Genomic DNA, 18,981 nt, shown 5'->3' with positions numbered 1-18,981 from the left:
AACTTAATTTCTAGAAGTTCTTTTAGAATCCGTAGTGTACTATTCTAGATTCAACCAACTATACTGATTTCTGTCCCACTCTCTTTTTGCATTAGAAAAACTCCTCGCTGAAAGTGAGGAGTTCATTTTTAGAATTAAACAATCCCTTGAGCAATCATGGCGTTTGCTACATTTTCAAAGGCTGCAATATTTGCACCTGCAAGGTAGTCAGTACCAAGACCGTAAGTTTCTGCAGTTGTTTTAGCAGTGTTGAAGATGTTAGTCATGATATCTTTCAAACGACCGTCAACTTCTTCACGTGTCCATGAAAGGCGAAGGCTGTTTTGGCTCATTTCAAGAGCTGATACAGCTACCCCACCAGCATTGGCAGCTTTGGCAGGTCCGTAAAGGATTCCATTTTCCTTGTAGACTTTGATAGCTTCAAGGTCGCTAGGCATGTTAGCACCTTCAGATACACAGATAACTCCTTGAGCAACCAAGCGTTTCGCAGCTTCACCGTTGATCTCGTTTTGAGTCGCACATGGAAGAGCGATATCGTAGTTTCCAGTGTAAGTCCAGACAGAACCTTCGTAGTAAGTAGCAGTTGGTTTTTCTGCAGCGTACTCAGTCAAACGAGCACGACGTTTTTCCTTAACATCTGTAAGAAGGTCAAAGTCGATACCATTTTCATCAATGACATAACCATTTGAGTCAGATACAGAGATAACAGTTGCACCAAGTTCAGTTGCTTTTTGAAGAGCGTATTGGGCTACGTTACCAGAACCTGAAATCACAACTTTCTTACCAGCAAAGCTGTTATCATTAGCTTTAAGCATTTCTTCAGTGTAGTAAACCAAACCGTAACCAGTTGCTTCTGGACGGATCAAGCTACCACCAAATCCAAGAGGTTTACCAGTCAAGACACCAGCATCAAATTGGTTGAGGCGTTTGTATTGTCCGTAAAGGTAACCAATCTCACGTCCACCAACACCGATATCACCAGCAGGTACGTCAAGAGATGGTCCGATGTATTTTTGCAACTCAGTCATGAAGCTTTGGCAGAAGCGCATCACTTCAGCATCAGTTTTACCTTTAGGATCAAAGTCAGATCCACCTTTACCTCCACCGATTGGAAGTCCAGTCAAAACGTTTTTAAAGATTTGTTCGAATCCGAGGAATTTCAAGATTCCTTGGTTAACAGTTGGGTGGAAACGAAGTCCGCCTTTGTATGGTCCAACAGCTGAGTTGAATTGAACACGGTAACCACGGTTAACTTGAACTTTTCCATCACGGTCAACCCAAGGAACACGGAAAGAAATTACGCGCTCAGGCTCAGTGATACGTGCCAAGATATTTTCTTCAATATACTCAGGGTGTTTTTCAAAGACAGGCTCCAAAGTGCTGAAGAATTCTTCAATCGCCTGGAGAAATTCAGCCTCATGCCCGTTACGAGCTTTTACAGTTTCAAACACGCTTTGGATATATTCTTTAGCAGATGTCATATCGTTCTCCTTTTTGTTGTCATATTTTATTACATGAGACATTATAGCAGAAAAATTTTTTACTGTAAAGGAAAAAACATAAATTTTCTAAAAATTCTTTCAATTTGGATTAGCTAGTTTTATTAGCTGAATAAGAACCTTTTCATAGAATTAGTTTTATTAAAAGAGTCCTGCCAAAGTATGGTATAATAGTAGCAATATAAAGGAATCTGGAGGAACAGAATCATGGTATCAACTAAAACACAGATTGCTGGTTTTGAATTTGACAATTGCTTGATGAATGCGGCTGGTGTAGCTTGCATGACCATTGAGGAATTGGAAGGTGTTAAAAACTCAGCAGCAGGAACCTTTGTCACTAAAACAGCAACCTTGGAATTTCGTCAGGGAAATCCTGAACCACGCTATCAAGATGTTCCACTTGGTTCTATAAACTCAATGGGGCTCCCAAATAATGGTTTAGATTATTACCTTGATTATCTTCTAGAAATACAGGAAAAAGAACCTAACCGTACTTTCTTTCTCTCTTTAGTGGGAATGTCTCCAGAGGAAACTCATACCATCTTGAAAAAGGTTCAAGAAAGTGATTTCCGTGGTCTGACTGAGCTTAATCTTTCATGCCCAAATGTTCCAGGTAAGCCTCAGATTGCCTATGATTTTGAAACAACAGATCGTATCTTGTCAGAAGTTTTTGAGTATTTTACAAAACCTCTTGGAATTAAGCTTCCACCTTATTTTGATATTGTACATTTTGATCAAGCGGCAGCTATTTTTAACAAATACCCACTCAAATTCGTTAACTGTGTTAACTCCATTGGAAATGGTCTTTATATTCAAGATGAGTCAGTCGTGATTCGTCCTAAGAATGGCTTTGGTGGAATCGGTGGAGAATACATCAAACCAACAGCTCTTGCTAATGTCCATGCTTTTTATCAACGCTTAAATCCTCAAATCCAAGTCATCGGAACAGGTGGCGTTCTGACAGGACGTGATGCCTTTGAACATATCCTATGTGGCGCCAGCATGGTTCAGGTAGGAACTACCCTACATAAAGAAGGTGTAGGTGCTTTTGAACGCATTACAAAGGAACTCAAAGAAATCATGGCGGAAAAAGGTTATGAAATCCTTGAAGATTTCCGTGGTAAATTGAATTATATTGATTAGAGAAATGAATTTATCGAATAGAAAGGAGAGAAGATGCTAGCCATTGAAGAGAGTCAAGGCTTGACCTTGGAGAATTTACCAGCATTAACGGTATTTACTGGGGATGATTTAGGGCAATTTGAAGTCATGAAGAGTCAAGTATTAAAACAAATAGGCTATGATCCAGCTGATTTGAATTTTGCTCACTTTGATATGAAAGAAGTGGCCTACAAGGATATTGAGCTGGAACTCCTTAGTCTTCCTTTCTTTGCAGATGAAAAGATTGTCATTCTAGATCATTTTGTGGATATAAGCACGGCAAAAAAACGTTATCTAACTGATGATGAACTCAAGTCTTTTGAAGAATACTTGGGAAATCCATCTCCTACCAGCAAATTAGTGATTTTCGTAGAAGGTAAGTTAGACAGTAAGAGACGATTGGTCAAGCTTTTAAAGAGGGATGCCAAGGTTTTTGAAGCGATTGAGCCAAAAGAGCAGGAACTACGAGCATATTTTCAAAAGTGGAGTCAAAAGCAAGGACTTAGCTTTGCTGGAAAATCCTTTGAACAGTTGCTTATCAAATCTAGTTTTCAATTCAGTGAAATTCAGAAAAACTTGCTCTTCTTACAGTCTTATAAGGATAGTGGTCTGATAACAGAAGAAGATATTGTTGAAGCCATTCCAAAGACTTTGCAGGATAATATTTTTGATTTGACCCAATTAATATTAACTAAGAAAATTGATCAGGCTCGAGATTTGGTAAAAGATTTGACCTTGCAGGGTGAAGACGAGATTAAACTGATTGCCATTATGCTGGGGCAGTTTAGACTCTATACACAAGTCAAGATTTTGGCAGAGTCAGGTCAGATGGAGTCCCAGATGGTTAGCAGTTTAGGGCACTATCTAGGTCGTAATCCTAATCCCTATCAAATCAAATTTGCCCTTCGAGATACGCGAGGCTTATCCTTGAATTTCTTGCAAGATTCTATTCGCTATCTGATCCAAACAGACTATCAAATTAAGACAGGAGTTTATGAAAAAAGCTACCTGTTTGAGAAGGCCTTATTACAGATTGCAAGTCAGTCAAATTGAGCAAATAACTTGAAAAAACGAGATGTTTACGTTATCATTTTTATATAGAAAGAAAAAGAGGTATTACAGATGGCTATTATCTTACCAGATCTTCCATACGCATACGACGCTTTGGAACCATACATCGATGCTGAAACAATGCATTTGCACCATGACAAACACCACCAAGCATATGTAAATAACGCTAATGCAGCTCTTGAAAAACACCCTGAAATCGGTGAAGACCTTGAAGCTTTACTTGCTGATGTAGAATCTATCCCAGCTGATATCCGTCAAGCGCTTATCAACAATGGTGGTGGACACTTGAACCACGCTCTTTTCTGGGAATTGATGACTCCTGAGAAAACAGCTCCATCAGCAGAACTTGCAGCAGCAATCGATGAAGCTTTTGGTTCATTCGAAGAATTCCAAGCAGCATTTACTGCGGCAGCAACAACTCGTTTCGGTTCTGGATGGGCATGGTTGGTTGTTAACAAAGAAGGTAAACTTGAAGTGACTTCAACAGCAAACCAAGACACACCAATCTCAGAAGGTAAGAAACCAATCTTGGGCTTGGACGTTTGGGAACATGCCTACTACGTGAAATACCGCAACGTTCGTCCTGACTACATCAAAGCTTTCTTCTCAGTGATTAACTGGAATAAAGTAGACGAGCTTTACGCAGCAGCTAAATAATCGCATTTGTTAACACTCCTTTTTAGTTGGATTTTGGGTCTAGCTTTAAAGGTGTTTTTTTGTTTCCTTTTTTAGAAGTAACTGTCTCATGATTTTCCTTTGTTGGATAGGCTTTATTTATGGTATAATGATAAGATAGAAAACGAAGGAGAAATCATGAATATTCAACAATTACGCTACGTTGTTGCTATTGCAAATAGTGGTACTTTTCGTGAAGCTGCTGAGAAAATGTACGTTAGCCAACCCAGTCTATCTATTTCTGTAAGAGATCTGGAGAAAGAGCTAGGATTCAAGATTTTCCGCAGAACTAGTTCGGGTACCTTTCTTACTCGCCGTGGAATGGAATTTTATGAAAAGGCCCAAGAGTTAGTAAAAGGGTTTGATGTATTTCAAAATCAGTATGCCAATCCTGAAGAGGAGAAGGATGAGTTTTCAATAGCCAGCCAGCACTATGATTTCTTGCCACCAACCATTACAGCTTTTTCGCAACAATATCCTGACTATAAGAATTTTCGTATCTTTGAATCTACAACTGTTCAGATTTTGGATGAAGTAGCCCAAGGACATAGTGAGATTGGAATTATCTACCTCAACAATCAAAACCAAAAGGGAATTATGCAACGAGTTGAAAAGTTAGGACTTGAAGTGATTGAGTTGATTCCTTTCCAAACCCATATCTATCTGCGTGAAGGGCATCCTTTAGCCAAGAAAAAAGAGTTGGTCATGGAGGATTTGGCAGATTTACCAACGGTTCGATTCACTCAAGAAAAGGATGAGTATCTTTATTACTCAGAGAACTTTGTAGATACAAGTGCTAGCTCTCAAATGTTTAACGTAACTGACCGCGCTACCTTAAATGGAATCCTTGAAAGAACAAATGCTTATGCGACTGGATCTGGATTCTTAGATAGCGATAGTGTGAACGGGATCACCGTTATTCCGCTAAATGATAATCTCAATAATCGCATGGTTTATGTGAAACGTGAGGAAGTAGACTTGAGCCAAGCAGGGACTTTATTTGTAGAGGTTATGCAAGAGTATTTTGATCAGAAGAGGAAAGCATGAAAAAAAGAGGAATAATTGCAGGAATCATAGCAGCCTTGATTGCATTAGACCAAGTGGTAAAGGCTTACGTCGTTCAGAATATTGCTCTTGGTGAAATTAAATCATGGATCCCAAATCTGGTCAGTTTGACCTATCTGCAAAATAGAGGAGCAGCCTTTTCTATGCTTCAAGATCAACAGTGGTTGTTTGCAGTGATTACTCTGGTAGTTATGGTAGGAGCCATCTGGTATCTACACAAGCACATGGAGGATTCCTTCTGGACTGTCTTTGGACTGGTTTTGATTATTGCAGGTGGCCTAGGAAACTTTATCGATCGTATCAGTCAAGGATTTGTCGTGGATATGTTTCACTTAGACTTTGTTAATTTTGCCATATTCAATGTGGCTGATAGCTATCTGACGGTCGGAGTGATTGTATTATTGCTTGCAATGCTAAAAGAGGAAATGAATGGAAATTAAAATTGAAACAGGTGGATTACGCTTAGATAAGACTTTGTCAGATTTAACAGAACTGTCGCGAAGTCTCGCCAATGAACAAATCAAGTCAGGTCAAGTCCTGGTCAATGGTCAGGTCAAAAAAGCCAAGTATACGGTCCAAGAGGGCGATGTCGTTACTTATCAGGTGCCAGAACCAGAAGTTTTGGAGTATGTAGCTGAAGATATTCCTCTAGAAATCATTTATCAAGATGAGGATGTAGCAGTAGTCAATAAACCTCAAGGCATGGTTGTTCATCCAAGTGCTGGACATACGAGTGGTACCTTGGTTAACGCCCTTATGTACCACATCAAGGACCTATCAGGCATCAATGGTGTCTTGCGTCCAGGGATTGTCCATCGTATTGATAAGGATACTTCAGGTCTCTTGATGATTGCTAAAAACGATGAAGCGCACATCGCACTTGCTCAAGAATTGAAGGACAAGAAATCTCTTCGGAAGTATTGGGCCATCGTTCATGGCAATCTTCCAAATGACCGTGGCGTCATTGAAGCGCCGATCGGACGTAGTGAAAAAGACCGCAAGAAACAAGCTGTGACTGCCAAAGGTAAACCAGCAGTGACACGTTTCCAAGTCTTGGAGCGCTTTGGTGATTATACCTTGCTGGAATTGCAACTGGAAACTGGAAGAACTCACCAAATCCGTGTACACATGGCTTACATCGGTCATCCAGTCGCTGGTGATGAGGTTTACGGCCCTCGTAAAACCTTGAAAGGACATGGGCAATTTCTCCATGCCAAGACACTTGGATTTACCCATCCAAGAACTGGTGAAAATATGGAATTTACTTCCGATATCCCCGCTATCTTTAAAGAGACTTTAGAGAAACTTCGAAATAACTAAAAAAGGACTCAAGCGAGTCCTTTTTATTTACGTTTTTTCTTAGCTTTTTTCATTTTATTAGCCATGCGTTTCATGGATTGTTTCATAGCAAATTCCCCGATTTTGCCCTTGAGACCTCCACCAAACATTTGGCTCATATCTGGCATTCCTGCTCCTCCAAGAGCTGACAAGTCAGGCATACCACCTTGTCCCATCATACCTTCAAGGGCTGACATATCCATACCTCCAGGCATATTTTTAGGAAGGTTGTTAGGGTTGATACCCATCTGTTTCATCATCTTGTTCATGTCACCAGACATGACACCTTGCATGAGTTGTTTAGCTTGGTTGAAGTCCTTGATAAACTTGTTGACTTCGATAAAGGTATTACCAGAACCGGCAGCGATACGACGACGGCGACTTGGAGTAAGCAAGTCTGGGTTTTCACGTTCTTCTGGAGTCATAGAAGATACGATGGCACGTTTGCGAGCAATTTGTTTTTCATCCACCTTCATATTTTGAAGGGCAGGATTGTTGGCCATTCCTGGAATCATCTTGAGCAAATCTTCCATTGGCCCCATATTTTGCACCTGATCCAATTGATCGATGAAATCGTTGAAATCAAAGGTATTTTCTCGCATCTTTTCAGCCATTTCAATGGCTTTTTGCTCATCGTATTCTTGGGAAGCTTTCTCAATCAGAGTCAGCATATCCCCCATACCGAGAATACGGCTAGCCATACGGTCTGGGTGGAAGGTTTCAATGTCGGTAATCTTTTCACCAGTACCAGTGAACTTGATTGGTTTTCCTGTGATGTGACGAACAGAGAGGGCAGCACCACCACGAGTGTCCCCGTCAATCTTGGTAAGGATGACACCGGTAACTTCTAATTGAGCGTTAAATTCTCGCGCAACGTTAGCAGCTTCTTGACCAATCATGGCATCGATGACGAGAAGGATTTCATTTGGTTGAGCTAGAGCTTTGACATCACGGAGCTCATTCATGAGAAGTTCGTCGATTTGTAAACGACCGGCTGTATCAATCAAGACATAGTCGTTATGGTTGGCTTTAGCTTGCTCCAAACCTTGGCGAACAATCTCAACTGCAGGAACATCAGTACCAAGAGCAAATACCGGAACATCAATCTGTTGTCCCAGTGTTTTGAGCTGGTCGATAGCAGCAGGACGATAGATATCGGCCGCAATCATCATAGGACGAGCATCCTCTTCCTTTTTAAGTTTGTTAGCAAGTTTTCCAGCGAAGGTTGTTTTACCAGCCCCTTGCAAACCTACCATCATGATAATAGTTGGGATTTTTGGAGACTTGATAATCTCAGCTGTGTCTGAACCAAGAACTTCCGTCAATTCTTCATTAACAATCTTGATGATTTGTTGAGCTGGATTGAGGGTATCAATCACTTCATGCCCAATGGCACGTTCACGAACCTTCTTAATAAAGTCTTTGACAACAGGTAAAGCAACGTCGGCTTCTAAAAGAGCCAGACGAATTTCTTTGGTTGCTTCTTGGATATCACTCTCTGTGATTTTTCCTTTTTTACGTAGGTTTTTAAAGACGTTCTGCAAACGTTCTGTTAAATTTTCAAATGCCATTATTTTCTCCTATTTTTTCAATTCAGTGGAAATCGTCCGAAATGTTGCAAACTCTCTAGTTCTTCGGTTGTGACTTCTTTCATGATTTCATTTGGATATCCCCAACAGCTAAATCCTTCTTTAAGGGCTTGAGGAATAGAATCAGGTGAGAGAATTTGTAGTCTTGTAGGAAACGGTTCCTCTGCAGCTAATAGTTTGCAAGGTATTCCTTTATAGACAACAAGATTTTCCATGATTACTCCCTATTATCAATACTGGTCAAAATCTCAATTTGCTCTTGTAGAAAAGCATCCTCTGGATAACGCTCTAAGATCTGATCAAAAATCTGACTGCGGACAATGTAGTCAGAGTACATATGGAGCTTCATCTCATAGTCTTCCAGAATCTTTTCAGTTCGTTTGATATTATCATAAACGGCCTGGCGACTGACACCGAATTCTTCAGCAATTTCAGCCAAACTATAGTCGTCTGCATAGTAGAGTTCGATATAGTTCATCTGCTTATCGGTCAAAAGGGCTGCATAAAATTCAAACAGAGCATTCATTCGATTGGTTTTTTCAATTTCCATAAGATTCATTATACCAAAAAAAAGCCCAATTCGCTAGCTGGGGGCTGATTTTAGCTAGAAGTTAGAAAATGAGCTTTTCGCTGTTCTTTTCTGACTATGAAGCCTTTTTTTGATATAATGGATAGGATTATAATGATTTAGAAAGAGGTAGTCATGAAAGAATTAGAATCAGTGTTACAAGACCGTTTTGAGCTTGTTTTTACAGATAAAAGCTTACTTGAAACAGCTTTTACCCACACTAGTTACGCCAATGAGCACCGCCTCTTAAAAATTTCACACAATGAACGCTTGGAATTTTTAGGAGACGCTGTTCTGCAATTATTGATTTCAGAATATCTGTTTAAAAAATACCCTAAAAAACCAGAAGGGGACTTGTCAAAACTCCGTGCTATGATTGTCCGTGAGGAGAGTTTGGCTGGTTTTGCCCGTGATTGTCAGTTTGATCAGTTTATCAAGCTTGGTAAGGGGGAGGAAAAGTCTGGTGGTCGTAACCGAGACACGATCTTGGGCGATGCTTTTGAAGCCTTTTTGGGTGCTCTGCTTTTAGACAAGGATATAAAGACTGTAAAAACCTTTATCTACCAAGTCATGATTCCTAAGGTTGAAGCTGGCGATTTTGAGATGATCAAGGATTATAAGACTCACCTTCAAGAATTGCTCCAAGTTAATGGAGATGTTGATATTCGTTATCAGGTGATTTCAGAGATTGGGCCAGCCCATGATAAGATGTTTGAGGTTGAAGTCCTTGTTGAGGGGCAAAGTCTAGGTTCTGGTAAAGGACGCTCTAAAAAATTGGCCGAGCAGGAAGCCGCTAAAAATGCAGTTGAGAAAGGGCTGGATTCATGTATTTAAAAAAAATTGAAATCCAAGGCTTTAAGTCCTTTGCTGATAAGACAAAAGTTCTTTTTGACCAAGGGGTGACGGCGGTTGTAGGACCAAATGGCTCTGGGAAATCAAATATTACTGAAAGCCTCCGTTGGGCACTAGGTGAATCTAGTGTGAAAAGTCTGCGTGGCGGGAAGATGCCTGATGTCATCTTTGCAGGAACGGAAAGTCGGAAGCCTCTAAACTACGCTTCTGTTATTGTTACTTTGGATAACCAAGATGGCTTTATCAAGGATGCAGGCCAGGAAATCAAAGTTGAACGTCATATCTATCGTACTGGAGATAGTGAATACAAGATTGATGGTAAAAAAGTTCGTCTTCGTGATATTCATGACCTTTTCTTGGATACTGGACTTGGACGTGATTCCTTCTCTATTATTTCCCAAGGGAAGGTCGAAGAAATCTTTAACTCCAAACCTGAGGAACGCCGCGCTATTTTTGAAGAAGCGGCGGGAGTCTTGAAATATAAAACTCGTCGCAAAGAGACAGAAAGTAAGCTGCAACAAACTCAAGACAATCTAGACCGCTTGGAAGATATCATCTATGAGTTAGATAATCAAATCAAGCCCTTAGAGAAGCAAGCAGCAACAGCTCGTAAATTTATGGACTTGGACAGTCAGCGTAAAGGCATCTACTTGGATGTTCTGGTTGCACAAATTCAAGCCAATAAGGCTGAATTAGATCTGACAGAAGAAGAATTAAACCAAGTCCAAGAACTGTTGACTAGTTATTATCAAAAACGCGAGTCACTAGAACTTGAAAATCAATCTCTCAAGAAGCAGAGACAAGATTTACAAGCAGAGATGGCTAAAGATCAAACTAGTTTGATGGATTTGACTGCTCTAATCAGTGATTTAGAACGGAAATTGGCCTTGTCTAAACTGGAGACAGAGCAGGTTGCTCTCAATCAACAAGAGGCACAGGCTCGTTTGGCTAGTTTGGACGAAAAGAGAAATGTTCTCATTCAAGAGAAGGAAGAAAAAGAAGCAAATCTCAGTCAGTTAGAAGCAAATCTAGCAGTCAATACCAAGGAGCTCAATCGTTTAGAAGCTGAGTTAGTAGCATTTTCTGATGATCCAGATCAGATGATTGAGCAATTACGTGAACGTTTCGTTGCCTTTTTACAAGAAGAAGCTGATGTGTCTAACCAGCTGACACGTATTGAGAATGACCTTGAAAATAGTCGCCAACAGACTCAAAAGCAAGAAGAACAATTAGCATCCTTGAAGGAACAATTAGCTTCTGCCAAATCTAAGGCAAGTGAACAAGAGGCTGATCTAAAATCAGCAAAAGAAAAAGTACAGACCTTGCTTGCTGACTATCAGACGAATGCTAAACAGGAAGAAGAACAAAAGCAGGCTTATCAAAGTCAGCAAAATCAACTCTTTGACCGTTTGGATAGCCTGAAAAACAAGCAGGCCAAGGCGCAAAGTCTGGAAAACATTCTTAAAAACCATAGTAATTTCTATGCAGGTGTTAAGAGTGTTTTACAAGAAAAAAATCGCCTGGGCGGTATTGTCGGAGCGGTCAGTGAACATTTAACCTTTGATGTTCGTTATCAAACAGCTCTTGAAATTGCCCTCGGGGCAAGTAGCCAACATATCATCGTTGAAGATGAACAGGCAGCGACCAAGGCTATTGATTTTCTAAAAAGAAACCGAGCTGGTCGTGCGACCTTCCTACCTTTGACAACCATCAAAGCTCGTAGCATTTCTGGTCAGAACCAAGATGTGATTGTCTCAAGTCCAGGTTTTCTTGGAATGGCAGATGAATTGGTTACTTTTGATGCCAAGCATGAAGCTATATTTAAAAACTTGCTAGCTACAACAGCAATCTTTGATACGGTAGAGCAAGCGCGTGATGCAGCTCGTAAAGTGCGCTATCAAGTTCGGATGGTAACGCTTGATGGTACAGAATTGCGAACAGGTGGTTCTTATGCTGGTGGTGCCAATCGTCAAAATAACAGTATTTTCATCAAGCCTGAATTGGAGCAATTGCAAAAAGAAATTGCTCAGGAAGAGAAGATTCTTGGTCAGGAAGAAGAAAATCTGAAATCACTTCAAGAAGGCTTGACAGCCCTCAGTCAAACTTTGGAGACTATTAAGTCTCAAGGAGAGCAAGCTCGAATAGAGGAGCAGGGGTTATATCTGGCTTATCAACAAACTTGCCAACAAGTCGAAGAACTCGAAACGCTTTTAGAACTTCAGGAAAAAGAATTAAACAATCTTAGAGGTGGAGATTGGCAAACTGAAAAAGAAAAATGCCAAGAATGTCTTGCAGTTATTTCAACTGAAAAGCAAAAGCTGGAGTCTGAGATTGAAGAAATTAAGTCCAATAAAAATGCGATTCAAGAACGTTACCAAAACTTACAGGAAAAACTTTCCCAAGAACGTCTCCATAAAACAGAAATGATAGGGCGAAAACGTTACGAAGTTGCAGATATTGAACGGATTAACAAAGAGCTTGAATACCTTGATACGGAGCAAGATGAAATCGAACGCCTTCTCCAAGAAAAGGTAGACAATCTTGAAAAGGTTGATACAGAACTTTTGACCAAGCAGGAAACAGAAGCCAAGAGTCAGAAGGAAGAAATTCAACAAGGGCTCATTCGTAAGCAGTTTGAACTGGATGATATTGAAGGTCAATTGGATGATATAGCCAGTCATTTAGAACAAGCTCGTCAGCAAAATGAAGAATGGATTCGTAAGCAAACACGTGCAGAAGCGACCAAAGAGAAGATTACGGACCGCCTTCGCTATCTTCAAGGTCAACTGACAGAAGAATATCAGATTAGCTATACGGAAGCCCTAGAACAAGCTAATCAGTTAGAAGATTTAGCTATGGCTGAACAAGAGGTCAAGGATTTGGAAAAATCCATTCGTTCACTTGGTCCGGTTAATTTGGATGCCATTGAACAGTTTGATGAAGTACATGAACGTTTGGAGTTCTTAAATACTCAACGAGATGATATTCTTTCTGCTAAAAACTTACTTCTTGAAACCATTACAGAGATGAATGATGAAGTGAAAGAACGCTTTAAGTCAACGTTCGAAGCTATTCGTGAGTCCTTTAAGGTGACCTTCAAGCAGATGTTTGGTGGTGGCCAAGCAGACCTAATTCTGACAGAAGGTGATTTATTGATAGCAGGTGTCGAAATATCTGTGCAACCACCAGGCAAGAAAATCCAATCTCTCAATCTCATGAGTGGTGGAGAGAAGGCCTTGTCAGCTCTGGCTTTGCTCTTCTCGATCATTCGTGTTAAGACCATTCCATTTGTTATCTTGGATGAAGTAGAAGCTGCACTCGATGAAGCAAACGTTAAACGCTTTGGGGATTATCTCAACCGATTTGACAAGGATAGCCAGTTTATCGTCGTTACCCACCGTAAGGGTACAATGACGGCCGCAGACTCTATCTATGGGGTGACCATGCAAGAATCTGGTGTCTCTAAGATTGTTTCTGTTAAACTAAAAGATTTAGAGAATATGGATGCTTAGTTTGTTTTCGATACAACATTTCAAGCTAAAGTATTTAGAATGACCTTCAAGAAGTCGGAGGGTTACAAAAATAAATTGAGGAGCTTATATGGATTTTGACCTATTCCTAATGATCTGTAATTATATTGGGACTATAGCCTTCGCGGCTTCAGGAGCCATCAAAGGATTTGGTAAACGTTTAGATATTTTTGGAATTAGTTTATTGGCAATTGTAACGGCAGTAGGCGGAGGGATTTTGAGAGATTCTATTATCAGTCGTTTTCCTTCCTCTCTTGCTGATCCCAGCCCGATTTATGTCTCTATCCTTGTAGCGGTTATCATGTATGTCTTTGTAACTTCAAAACAGGCCAATGCTAGTCATGAAAAAAAGTTCTATAAGTGGCTGAGAGAAGCTTACCTCATCTTTGACTCCATTGGGCTGATTATCTTTTCCTTGATTGGAGCGACAGCCTTAGTGGATAGTAAGCTAAATTTGATGTCTGCAGGTCTTTTAGCCTGCTTAACTGGTGCTGGTGGAGGTATTATCCGAGACCTCCTGATCAATGAAGTACCAAGTGTTCTAAAAGAAGATATTTATGCCCTTCTATCTTTCGTAATTGGAGTTATTTATTATTGGTTGGCCTTTGTCCTTCACTTTCCAAGAATCACTGTCTTTATCATTGTTTCTATTGTTGGTTTTGTGATTCGACTCTGCATCATTAAATTCCGACTCTCTTTGCCAAATATGGATAAGAGAACCTTGAATTGATGAATGGCTGAAAGTTTGATTCTAAACCCGTAAATAAGTTTAAAATAGTCATTTTATCAGCGTCTAATCTCATGTGGATTAGGCGTTATTTTTTTGCAAATACGGGAAATTAATGATGTAAAGATTAATTTTTGCTATTATATTTGTAATTTAGAATAAGGTAGGAATAGCAATGAGTAATTTGAAACATTCAGTTGATTTTATTAAAGAAATAGAGAAATTAAAGTCAGTGACAAGATTTAATAGAACTCTTGATGGCAGATTTGAAAATAGTGCCGAGCATTCCTGGCAGGGTGCCATAGCTGCGATGGTTCTTCAAGATTATTATCCTAAAAAATTGGATATGGAAAAAGTGATTCCTATGTTATTGATTCATGATTTAGGTGAGATTTATGCCGGAGATACTTGGGTTTTTGATGATGAAAAAAAGCTTCATTCTCATGATAAAGAACTAGCATCTATAGAAAAAACAATGAGCCTCCTTCCAGAAGAGAAATATTTGAATATGAAAAATTTGTGGTTGGAATTTGAAAAAGGGCAGAGTGCTGAAGCAAGATATGCAAGAGTGATCGATGCATTGGTACCACTGATAAATCACTTAGAAGTGTCAGAATTAAATTATAACCCTGATAATATCAGTGCAGACATGGTATTAGAAAAGAAAAAGTTCATAAAAAGTGAATCAGAAGAATTATGGAAACTAACGGAAGATTTGATTCAGGAAAGTGTAGAAAGGGGGTTATATTTTTAATAACGACTGGCTCTATAGATACAATAGAATATAGAGAAAGCCTTGGAATAAGCTGTTTCCAAGGCTTTTTAGATATCAATAGATACAAGAAAAAATTGTCAGATTAGATGATTTTTATTAGATACCATTATTTTGTAAAACTCTAAACTATATGTTATTAAAGACAGATTGTATTGAGTACTGAATTATACAAAAATTACTAATGGATTGAGAATTTTGCATTTGATTATACCGTAGAGAATATTAGTCAAATAAAATTGTTTTGTTTTCACTAATGCATTTCTTATTATCATCCCAATAGTTAATAGTTTCAAAGCTTCCTTTTCTTAAATAAAGTGGTAGCCTTTTTCTTATTTCATCTTGCATTGGTATTTTATCAATATCTTTTAGATTCCACCATTTTGGCTCACCTTCAGCAGATGTACTTAGTTCACCAGTAAACTGAGTACATAAAAAGTCATAGAAGACAAATCTCTCATTACCAATTGAATTAGTAAAGCCTGAAATTCCTTTTAATTCAAGATTTAATGCAGTGAGTCCAGTTTCTTCCTTAAGTTCCCGTAATGCAGCTTCAAAAAAACTTTCAGGGAATTCAACTTTTCCTCCCGGTGGAATCCAGCCAGGAAAATTATCGTGCTGTCTATTAAGTAATAAAATTTCTTGATTTTTCAAAACGCAAATATTAACCCAGTTTTTGATTTTTTCAGTCATATTATTAACCTCCAACAAGTATTTTTTCATATGCAAGATTATATGTCAAGAACTATATGCTATTTATGATTGTGACAAATGTATCTCAGCCAAAGATTGATAATTTTTACGCAATAGCTGATGAACTCTCAGAATAGACTTCAATCAAGAACTTTGGCAGAAAAGTGTTAAGAGATTGGATATAAAAGAAAGTAAGCAAATCAGCCTGGCCTTCAAAATGGCATATGGATTGATTTATAGAAGACAAGGACGTGTCAATTCAGCACGTCTTTTTTTGCTTTTTCTATGGTATAATAGAAGGTAGATTTATTAATTGGAGTATGAAGAATTTTATGATTAAATTAGTAGCAACGGATATGGACGGTACTTTTTTAGATGGTGCCGGTCAATTTGATATGAAGCGTCTGAAAAAGTTGCTCCATTCTTATCAAAAAAAAGGAATCTACTTTGCTGTTGCCTCTGGTCGTGGGCTTTTGTCACTTGAAAAGCATTTTGCAGATGTTAAAGATGAGATTATTTTCATTGCTGAAAATGGGAGTCTCGTTCGTTTCCATGGAGAGGACCTCTATGAAGCAACCATGCCTCGAGATTTTTACCTATCAACATTTGAAAAACTAAAGACTTCACCTTATTTTGATGAGAAAAAGATGCTCTTGACTGGTAAAGAGGCTTGCTATGTATTAGACACAGTAGATGAAACCTATCTTATGTTTAGTCATCATTACAATGAAAATATCAAAAAAGTAGCCAGTCTTGAAGAGATTACCGATGAGATTTTCAAATTCACAACTAACTTTACTGAAGAGACAGTAGAAGCCGGAGAAGCTTGGGTCAATGAACATGTTCCTGGGGTCAAGGCTATGACGACAGGCTTTGAATCCATTGACATTGTTTTAGACCATGTTGACAAGGGAGTTGCTATTGTCGAATTGGCTAAGAAATTAAATCTGGATATGGATCAAGTGATGGCCTTTGGTGATAATCTAAATGATCTTCACATGATGCAAGTGGTTGGGCACCCAGTCGCACCTGAAAATGCTCGTCCAGAGATTTTAGAACTAGCTGAAACAGTTATCGGACATCACAAAGACCAATCAGTTATTGCTTATATGGAGGGATTGTAATGGCAGATATTAAATTAATTGCCCTAGACTTAGATGGGACTTTGCTGACGACAGACAAGAAGTTGACTGATCGTACTAAGGCAACTTTAAAGGCTGCGCGTGAACAGGGAGTCAAAGTGGTACTGACAACTGGACGTCCCCTCAAGGCTATGGATTTCTTCCTCAAAGAGCTTGGAACAGACGGCCATGATGACGAGTATACTATCACCTTTAATGGTGGATTGGTTCAGAAAAATACGGGTGAAATCCTCGATAAGACAGTATTCTCTATTGATGATGTGACACGTATTTACGAGGAAACTGAAAAACTAGGCATTCCTTTAGACGCCATTTCAGAAGGTACAGTTTACCAAATCCAATCAGATCAAGAAAGTCTTTACGCCAAGTTTAACCCTGTTTTAAACTTTGTTCCAATTGACTTTGAAGATTTGTCTAGTCAAATGACCTACAACAAATGTGTGACCGCTTTTGCCCAAGAACCACTGGATGCCGCAATTGCTAATATTTCACCAGACTTGTTTAACAATTATGAAATTTTCAAATCTCGCGACATGCTTTTGGAATGGTCACCAAAGAACGTTCATAAGGCTACTGGATTAGCTAAATTGATCGACCATCTAGGAATTGACCAAAGTCAAGTGATGGCTTGTGGAGATGAGGCAAATGACCTTTCCATGATTGAATGGGCAGGACTCGGAGTTGCTATGCAAAATGCTGTGTCTGAGGTCAAGGAAGTTGCAAATATAGTAACCCCTATGACCAATGACGAGGAAGCTGTTGCCTGGGCCATTGAAAAATATGTACTGAAGGAGAACTAAAGAATGGGATTATTTGACCGTTTATTTGGGAGAAAAGAAGAACCAAAAATCGAAGAAGTCGTTAAAGAAGCTTTGGAAAACTTGGATCTGACAGAACCTAGCGAGGAAGTTGAAGTACTTGGAACTGAAGAAGTTGAAGTGAAAAATACTGAGGAAATCGACCAAGGTTCAGAAGTTGAGGAAACTGAGTGTCATTGTTGTCAGGAAGAGTCAGAGTCAACAGAAGTTGAAGAAACTGAAGAAAGAGCTCAAGAGGTAGCAGAGTTTGTTGCAGAAGAACTTGAGTCACCAGTCGAAGAAGTACCTTCAAGTGATAGCAACGATGAAGAAGCTAATCAAGCTCAATCAGACGAAACGGAAGCAGACACTTCTGAAAAAGTGAAAGAAGATCTAGTAATCGAAGAAATTCCTCAAGTTCAAGAGACTGTACAGGAAAAATATGACCGTAGTCTCAAGAAAACTCGTACGGGCTTTGGAGCTCGTTTGAATGCTTTCTTTGCTAACTTCCGCTCTGTTGATGAAGATTTCTTCGAAGAACTTGAAGAACTCTTAATCATGAGTGACGTTGGTGTACAGGTAGCTTCAAATCTTACTGAAGAATTGCGCTATGAAGCAAAACTTGAAAATGCCAAGAAACCAGATGTCCTCCGTCGTGTGATCATCGAAAAATTGGTAGAGCTTTACGAAAAAGGTGGACAATACAATGAAAGCATTAACTTTCAAGATGGTTTGACAGTTATGCTTTTTGTAGGTGTTAATGGTGTCGGGAAAACAACTTCAATCGGTAAATTAGCGCATCGCTACAAGCAAGCAGGCCAGAAAGTCATGCTTGTTGCTGCGGATACTTTCCGTGCAGGTGCAGTTGCCCAGTTAGCAGAATGGGGTCGTCGAGTAGATGTTCCAGTCGTAACTGGTCCGGAGAAAGCAGATCCAGCTAGTGTTGTCTTTGATGGGATGGAACGTGCAGTAGCAGAAGGTATTGATATTCTCATGATTGATACAGCTGGCCGTTTACAAAACAAGGAAAACTTGATGGCAGAGTTGGAAAAAATTGGTCGTATCATTAAACGTGTTGTGCCAGAAGCTCCGCATGAAACCTTCCTAGCTCTGGATGCGTCAACTGGGCAAAACGCTCTTGTTCAAGCCAAAGAGTTTTCAAAAATTACTCCTGTTACAGGAATTGTCTTAACTAAGATTGATGGAACTGCCCGAGGTGGGGTTGTTCTTGCTATCCGTGAGGAACTCAATATCCCTGTTAAGCTAATTGGATTTGGTGAAAAAATCGATGATATCGGTGAGTTTAACTCTGAAAACTTTATGAAGGGCCTTCTAGAAGGTTTGATATAAACGAAAATCCTGCAAGAATTCTTGCAGGATTGTTTTTGATTATGTGACTTTCAGTCCGTCTCGCTCCGTTAGGTGCGAGACAAAAAAAACACCCGCTATGCGGGTGCGCATCGAAGGTTATACCAAAAAACTCCAAACGCGATACAATTAAG

At 39.4% G+C, this 18,981-nt stretch carries 18 protein-coding genes; 13 read left to right on the top strand and 5 right to left on the bottom strand.

The features are described 5' to 3' along the window. Positions 1–134 precede the first annotated feature (134 nt). Complete coding sequence (gdhA, locus tag ADF68_RS01255; RefSeq protein WP_049548299.1) at positions 135–1,481, bottom strand: NADP-specific glutamate dehydrogenase; 1,347 nt, start codon at positions 1,479–1,481, stop codon at positions 135–137. A 225-nt stretch (positions 1,482–1,706) separates the two neighbouring features. Between gdhA and ADF68_RS01250 the strand changes: the two genes are divergently transcribed. From ADF68_RS01250 to ADF68_RS01225, 6 genes are all read left to right on the top strand, one after another. Then, on the top strand, positions 1,707–2,642 hold the full coding sequence (locus ADF68_RS01250; protein ID WP_049548298.1) for a dihydroorotate oxidase: 936 nt from the start codon (positions 1,707–1,709) through the stop codon (positions 2,640–2,642). Between the two features lie 33 nt (positions 2,643–2,675). Next, positions 2,676–3,713, top strand: coding sequence for a DNA polymerase III subunit delta (gene holA, locus ADF68_RS01245; RefSeq protein WP_049548297.1), 1,038 nt, complete (start codon positions 2,676–2,678; stop codon positions 3,711–3,713). Positions 3,714–3,782: 69 nt separating this feature from the next. Then, the gene (gene sodA, locus ADF68_RS01240; protein ID WP_004252591.1) at positions 3,783–4,388 is read left to right on the top strand and encodes a superoxide dismutase SodA; all 606 of its coding nucleotides are present in this window, start codon (positions 3,783–3,785) and stop codon (positions 4,386–4,388) included. Between the two features lie 156 nt (positions 4,389–4,544). Further along, positions 4,545–5,453: a LysR family transcriptional regulator gene (locus ADF68_RS01235; RefSeq protein WP_049526940.1), complete on the top strand. Its 909-nt coding sequence runs from the start codon at positions 4,545–4,547 to the stop codon at positions 5,451–5,453. Beyond that, entirely contained in the window at positions 5,450–5,911 is a 462-nt protein-coding gene (gene lspA, locus ADF68_RS01230; protein ID WP_049548296.1) for a signal peptidase II, read from the top strand. The genes ADF68_RS01235 and lspA overlap by 4 nt, the downstream gene beginning before the upstream one ends. Further along, positions 5,901–6,791: an RluA family pseudouridine synthase gene (locus ADF68_RS01225; protein WP_049548295.1), complete on the top strand. Its 891-nt coding sequence runs from the start codon at positions 5,901–5,903 to the stop codon at positions 6,789–6,791. The genes lspA and ADF68_RS01225 overlap by 11 nt, the downstream gene beginning before the upstream one ends. Positions 6,792–6,814: 23 nt before the next feature. On the opposite strand, the gene ffh is transcribed toward ADF68_RS01225, so the two are convergent. The 3 genes from ffh to ADF68_RS01210 are packed head-to-tail and all read right to left on the bottom strand — an operon-like array spanning position 6,815 to position 8,948. After that, a complete protein-coding gene (ffh, locus tag ADF68_RS01220) occupies positions 6,815–8,380 on the bottom strand; it encodes a signal recognition particle protein (RefSeq protein WP_049548294.1) in 1,566 nt (521 codons plus the stop codon). 17 nt (positions 8,381–8,397) lie between these two features. Beyond that, a complete protein-coding gene (locus ADF68_RS01215) occupies positions 8,398–8,613 on the bottom strand; it encodes a hypothetical protein (RefSeq protein WP_049508835.1) in 216 nt (71 codons plus the stop codon). Positions 8,614–8,615: 2 nt separating this feature from the next. Next, positions 8,616–8,948: a putative DNA-binding protein gene (locus ADF68_RS01210; protein ID WP_000402062.1), complete on the bottom strand. Its 333-nt coding sequence runs from the start codon at positions 8,946–8,948 to the stop codon at positions 8,616–8,618. Between the two features lie 153 nt (positions 8,949–9,101). Here ADF68_RS01210 and rnc point away from each other — a divergent pair, with 153 nt between their 5' ends. The 4 genes from rnc (at position 9,102) to ADF68_RS01190 (ending at position 14,829) form a co-directional block, all read left to right on the top strand. Beyond that, the gene (gene rnc, locus ADF68_RS01205; RefSeq protein WP_000661075.1) at positions 9,102–9,800 is read left to right on the top strand and encodes a ribonuclease III; all 699 of its coding nucleotides are present in this window, start codon (positions 9,102–9,104) and stop codon (positions 9,798–9,800) included. Then, complete coding sequence (smc, locus tag ADF68_RS01200) at positions 9,791–13,330, top strand: chromosome segregation protein SMC (RefSeq protein WP_049548293.1); 3,540 nt, start codon at positions 9,791–9,793, stop codon at positions 13,328–13,330. The genes rnc and smc overlap by 10 nt, the downstream gene beginning before the upstream one ends. Positions 13,331–13,418: 88 nt before the next feature. Further along, entirely contained in the window at positions 13,419–14,078 is a 660-nt protein-coding gene (locus ADF68_RS01195; protein ID WP_049530871.1) for a trimeric intracellular cation channel family protein, read from the top strand. A 172-nt stretch (positions 14,079–14,250) separates the two neighbouring features. Beyond that, a complete protein-coding gene (locus tag ADF68_RS01190) occupies positions 14,251–14,829 on the top strand; it encodes an HD domain-containing protein (RefSeq protein WP_049548292.1) in 579 nt (192 codons plus the stop codon). Between the two features lie 243 nt (positions 14,830–15,072). Here ADF68_RS01190 and ADF68_RS01185 read toward each other — a convergent pair whose 3' ends face one another. Then, positions 15,073–15,540 (bottom strand): 8-oxo-dGTP diphosphatase, encoded by a 468-nt coding sequence (locus ADF68_RS01185; protein WP_049548291.1) that lies wholly within the window; start codon positions 15,538–15,540, stop codon positions 15,073–15,075. A gap of 332 nt (positions 15,541–15,872) precedes the next feature. On the opposite strand from ADF68_RS01185, the gene ADF68_RS01180 reads away from it, so the two are divergent. From ADF68_RS01180 to ftsY, 3 genes are read left to right on the top strand one after another with little or no spacing between them, the layout of a single operon-like run. Further along, positions 15,873–16,664 (top strand): Cof-type HAD-IIB family hydrolase, encoded by a 792-nt coding sequence (locus tag ADF68_RS01180; protein WP_049548290.1) that lies wholly within the window; start codon positions 15,873–15,875, stop codon positions 16,662–16,664. Beyond that, positions 16,664–17,482 (top strand): Cof-type HAD-IIB family hydrolase, encoded by an 819-nt coding sequence (locus tag ADF68_RS01175; RefSeq protein ID WP_049548289.1) that lies wholly within the window; start codon positions 16,664–16,666, stop codon positions 17,480–17,482. Before ADF68_RS01180 ends, ADF68_RS01175 begins: the two co-directional genes overlap by 1 nt. Before the next feature lie 3 nt (positions 17,483–17,485). After that, positions 17,486–18,829 (top strand): signal recognition particle-docking protein FtsY, encoded by a 1,344-nt coding sequence (gene ftsY / locus ADF68_RS01170; protein ID WP_049548288.1) that lies wholly within the window; start codon positions 17,486–17,488, stop codon positions 18,827–18,829. Positions 18,830–18,981 lie beyond the last annotated feature (152 nt).

The organism is Streptococcus pseudopneumoniae (genome assembly GCF_001068775.1).
GTDB lineage: Bacteria > Bacillota > Bacilli > Lactobacillales > Streptococcaceae > Streptococcus > Streptococcus pseudopneumoniae_N.
Note: the sequence above shows the minus strand (reverse complement) of the source record. Positions and strands in the feature narration are given on the sequence as shown.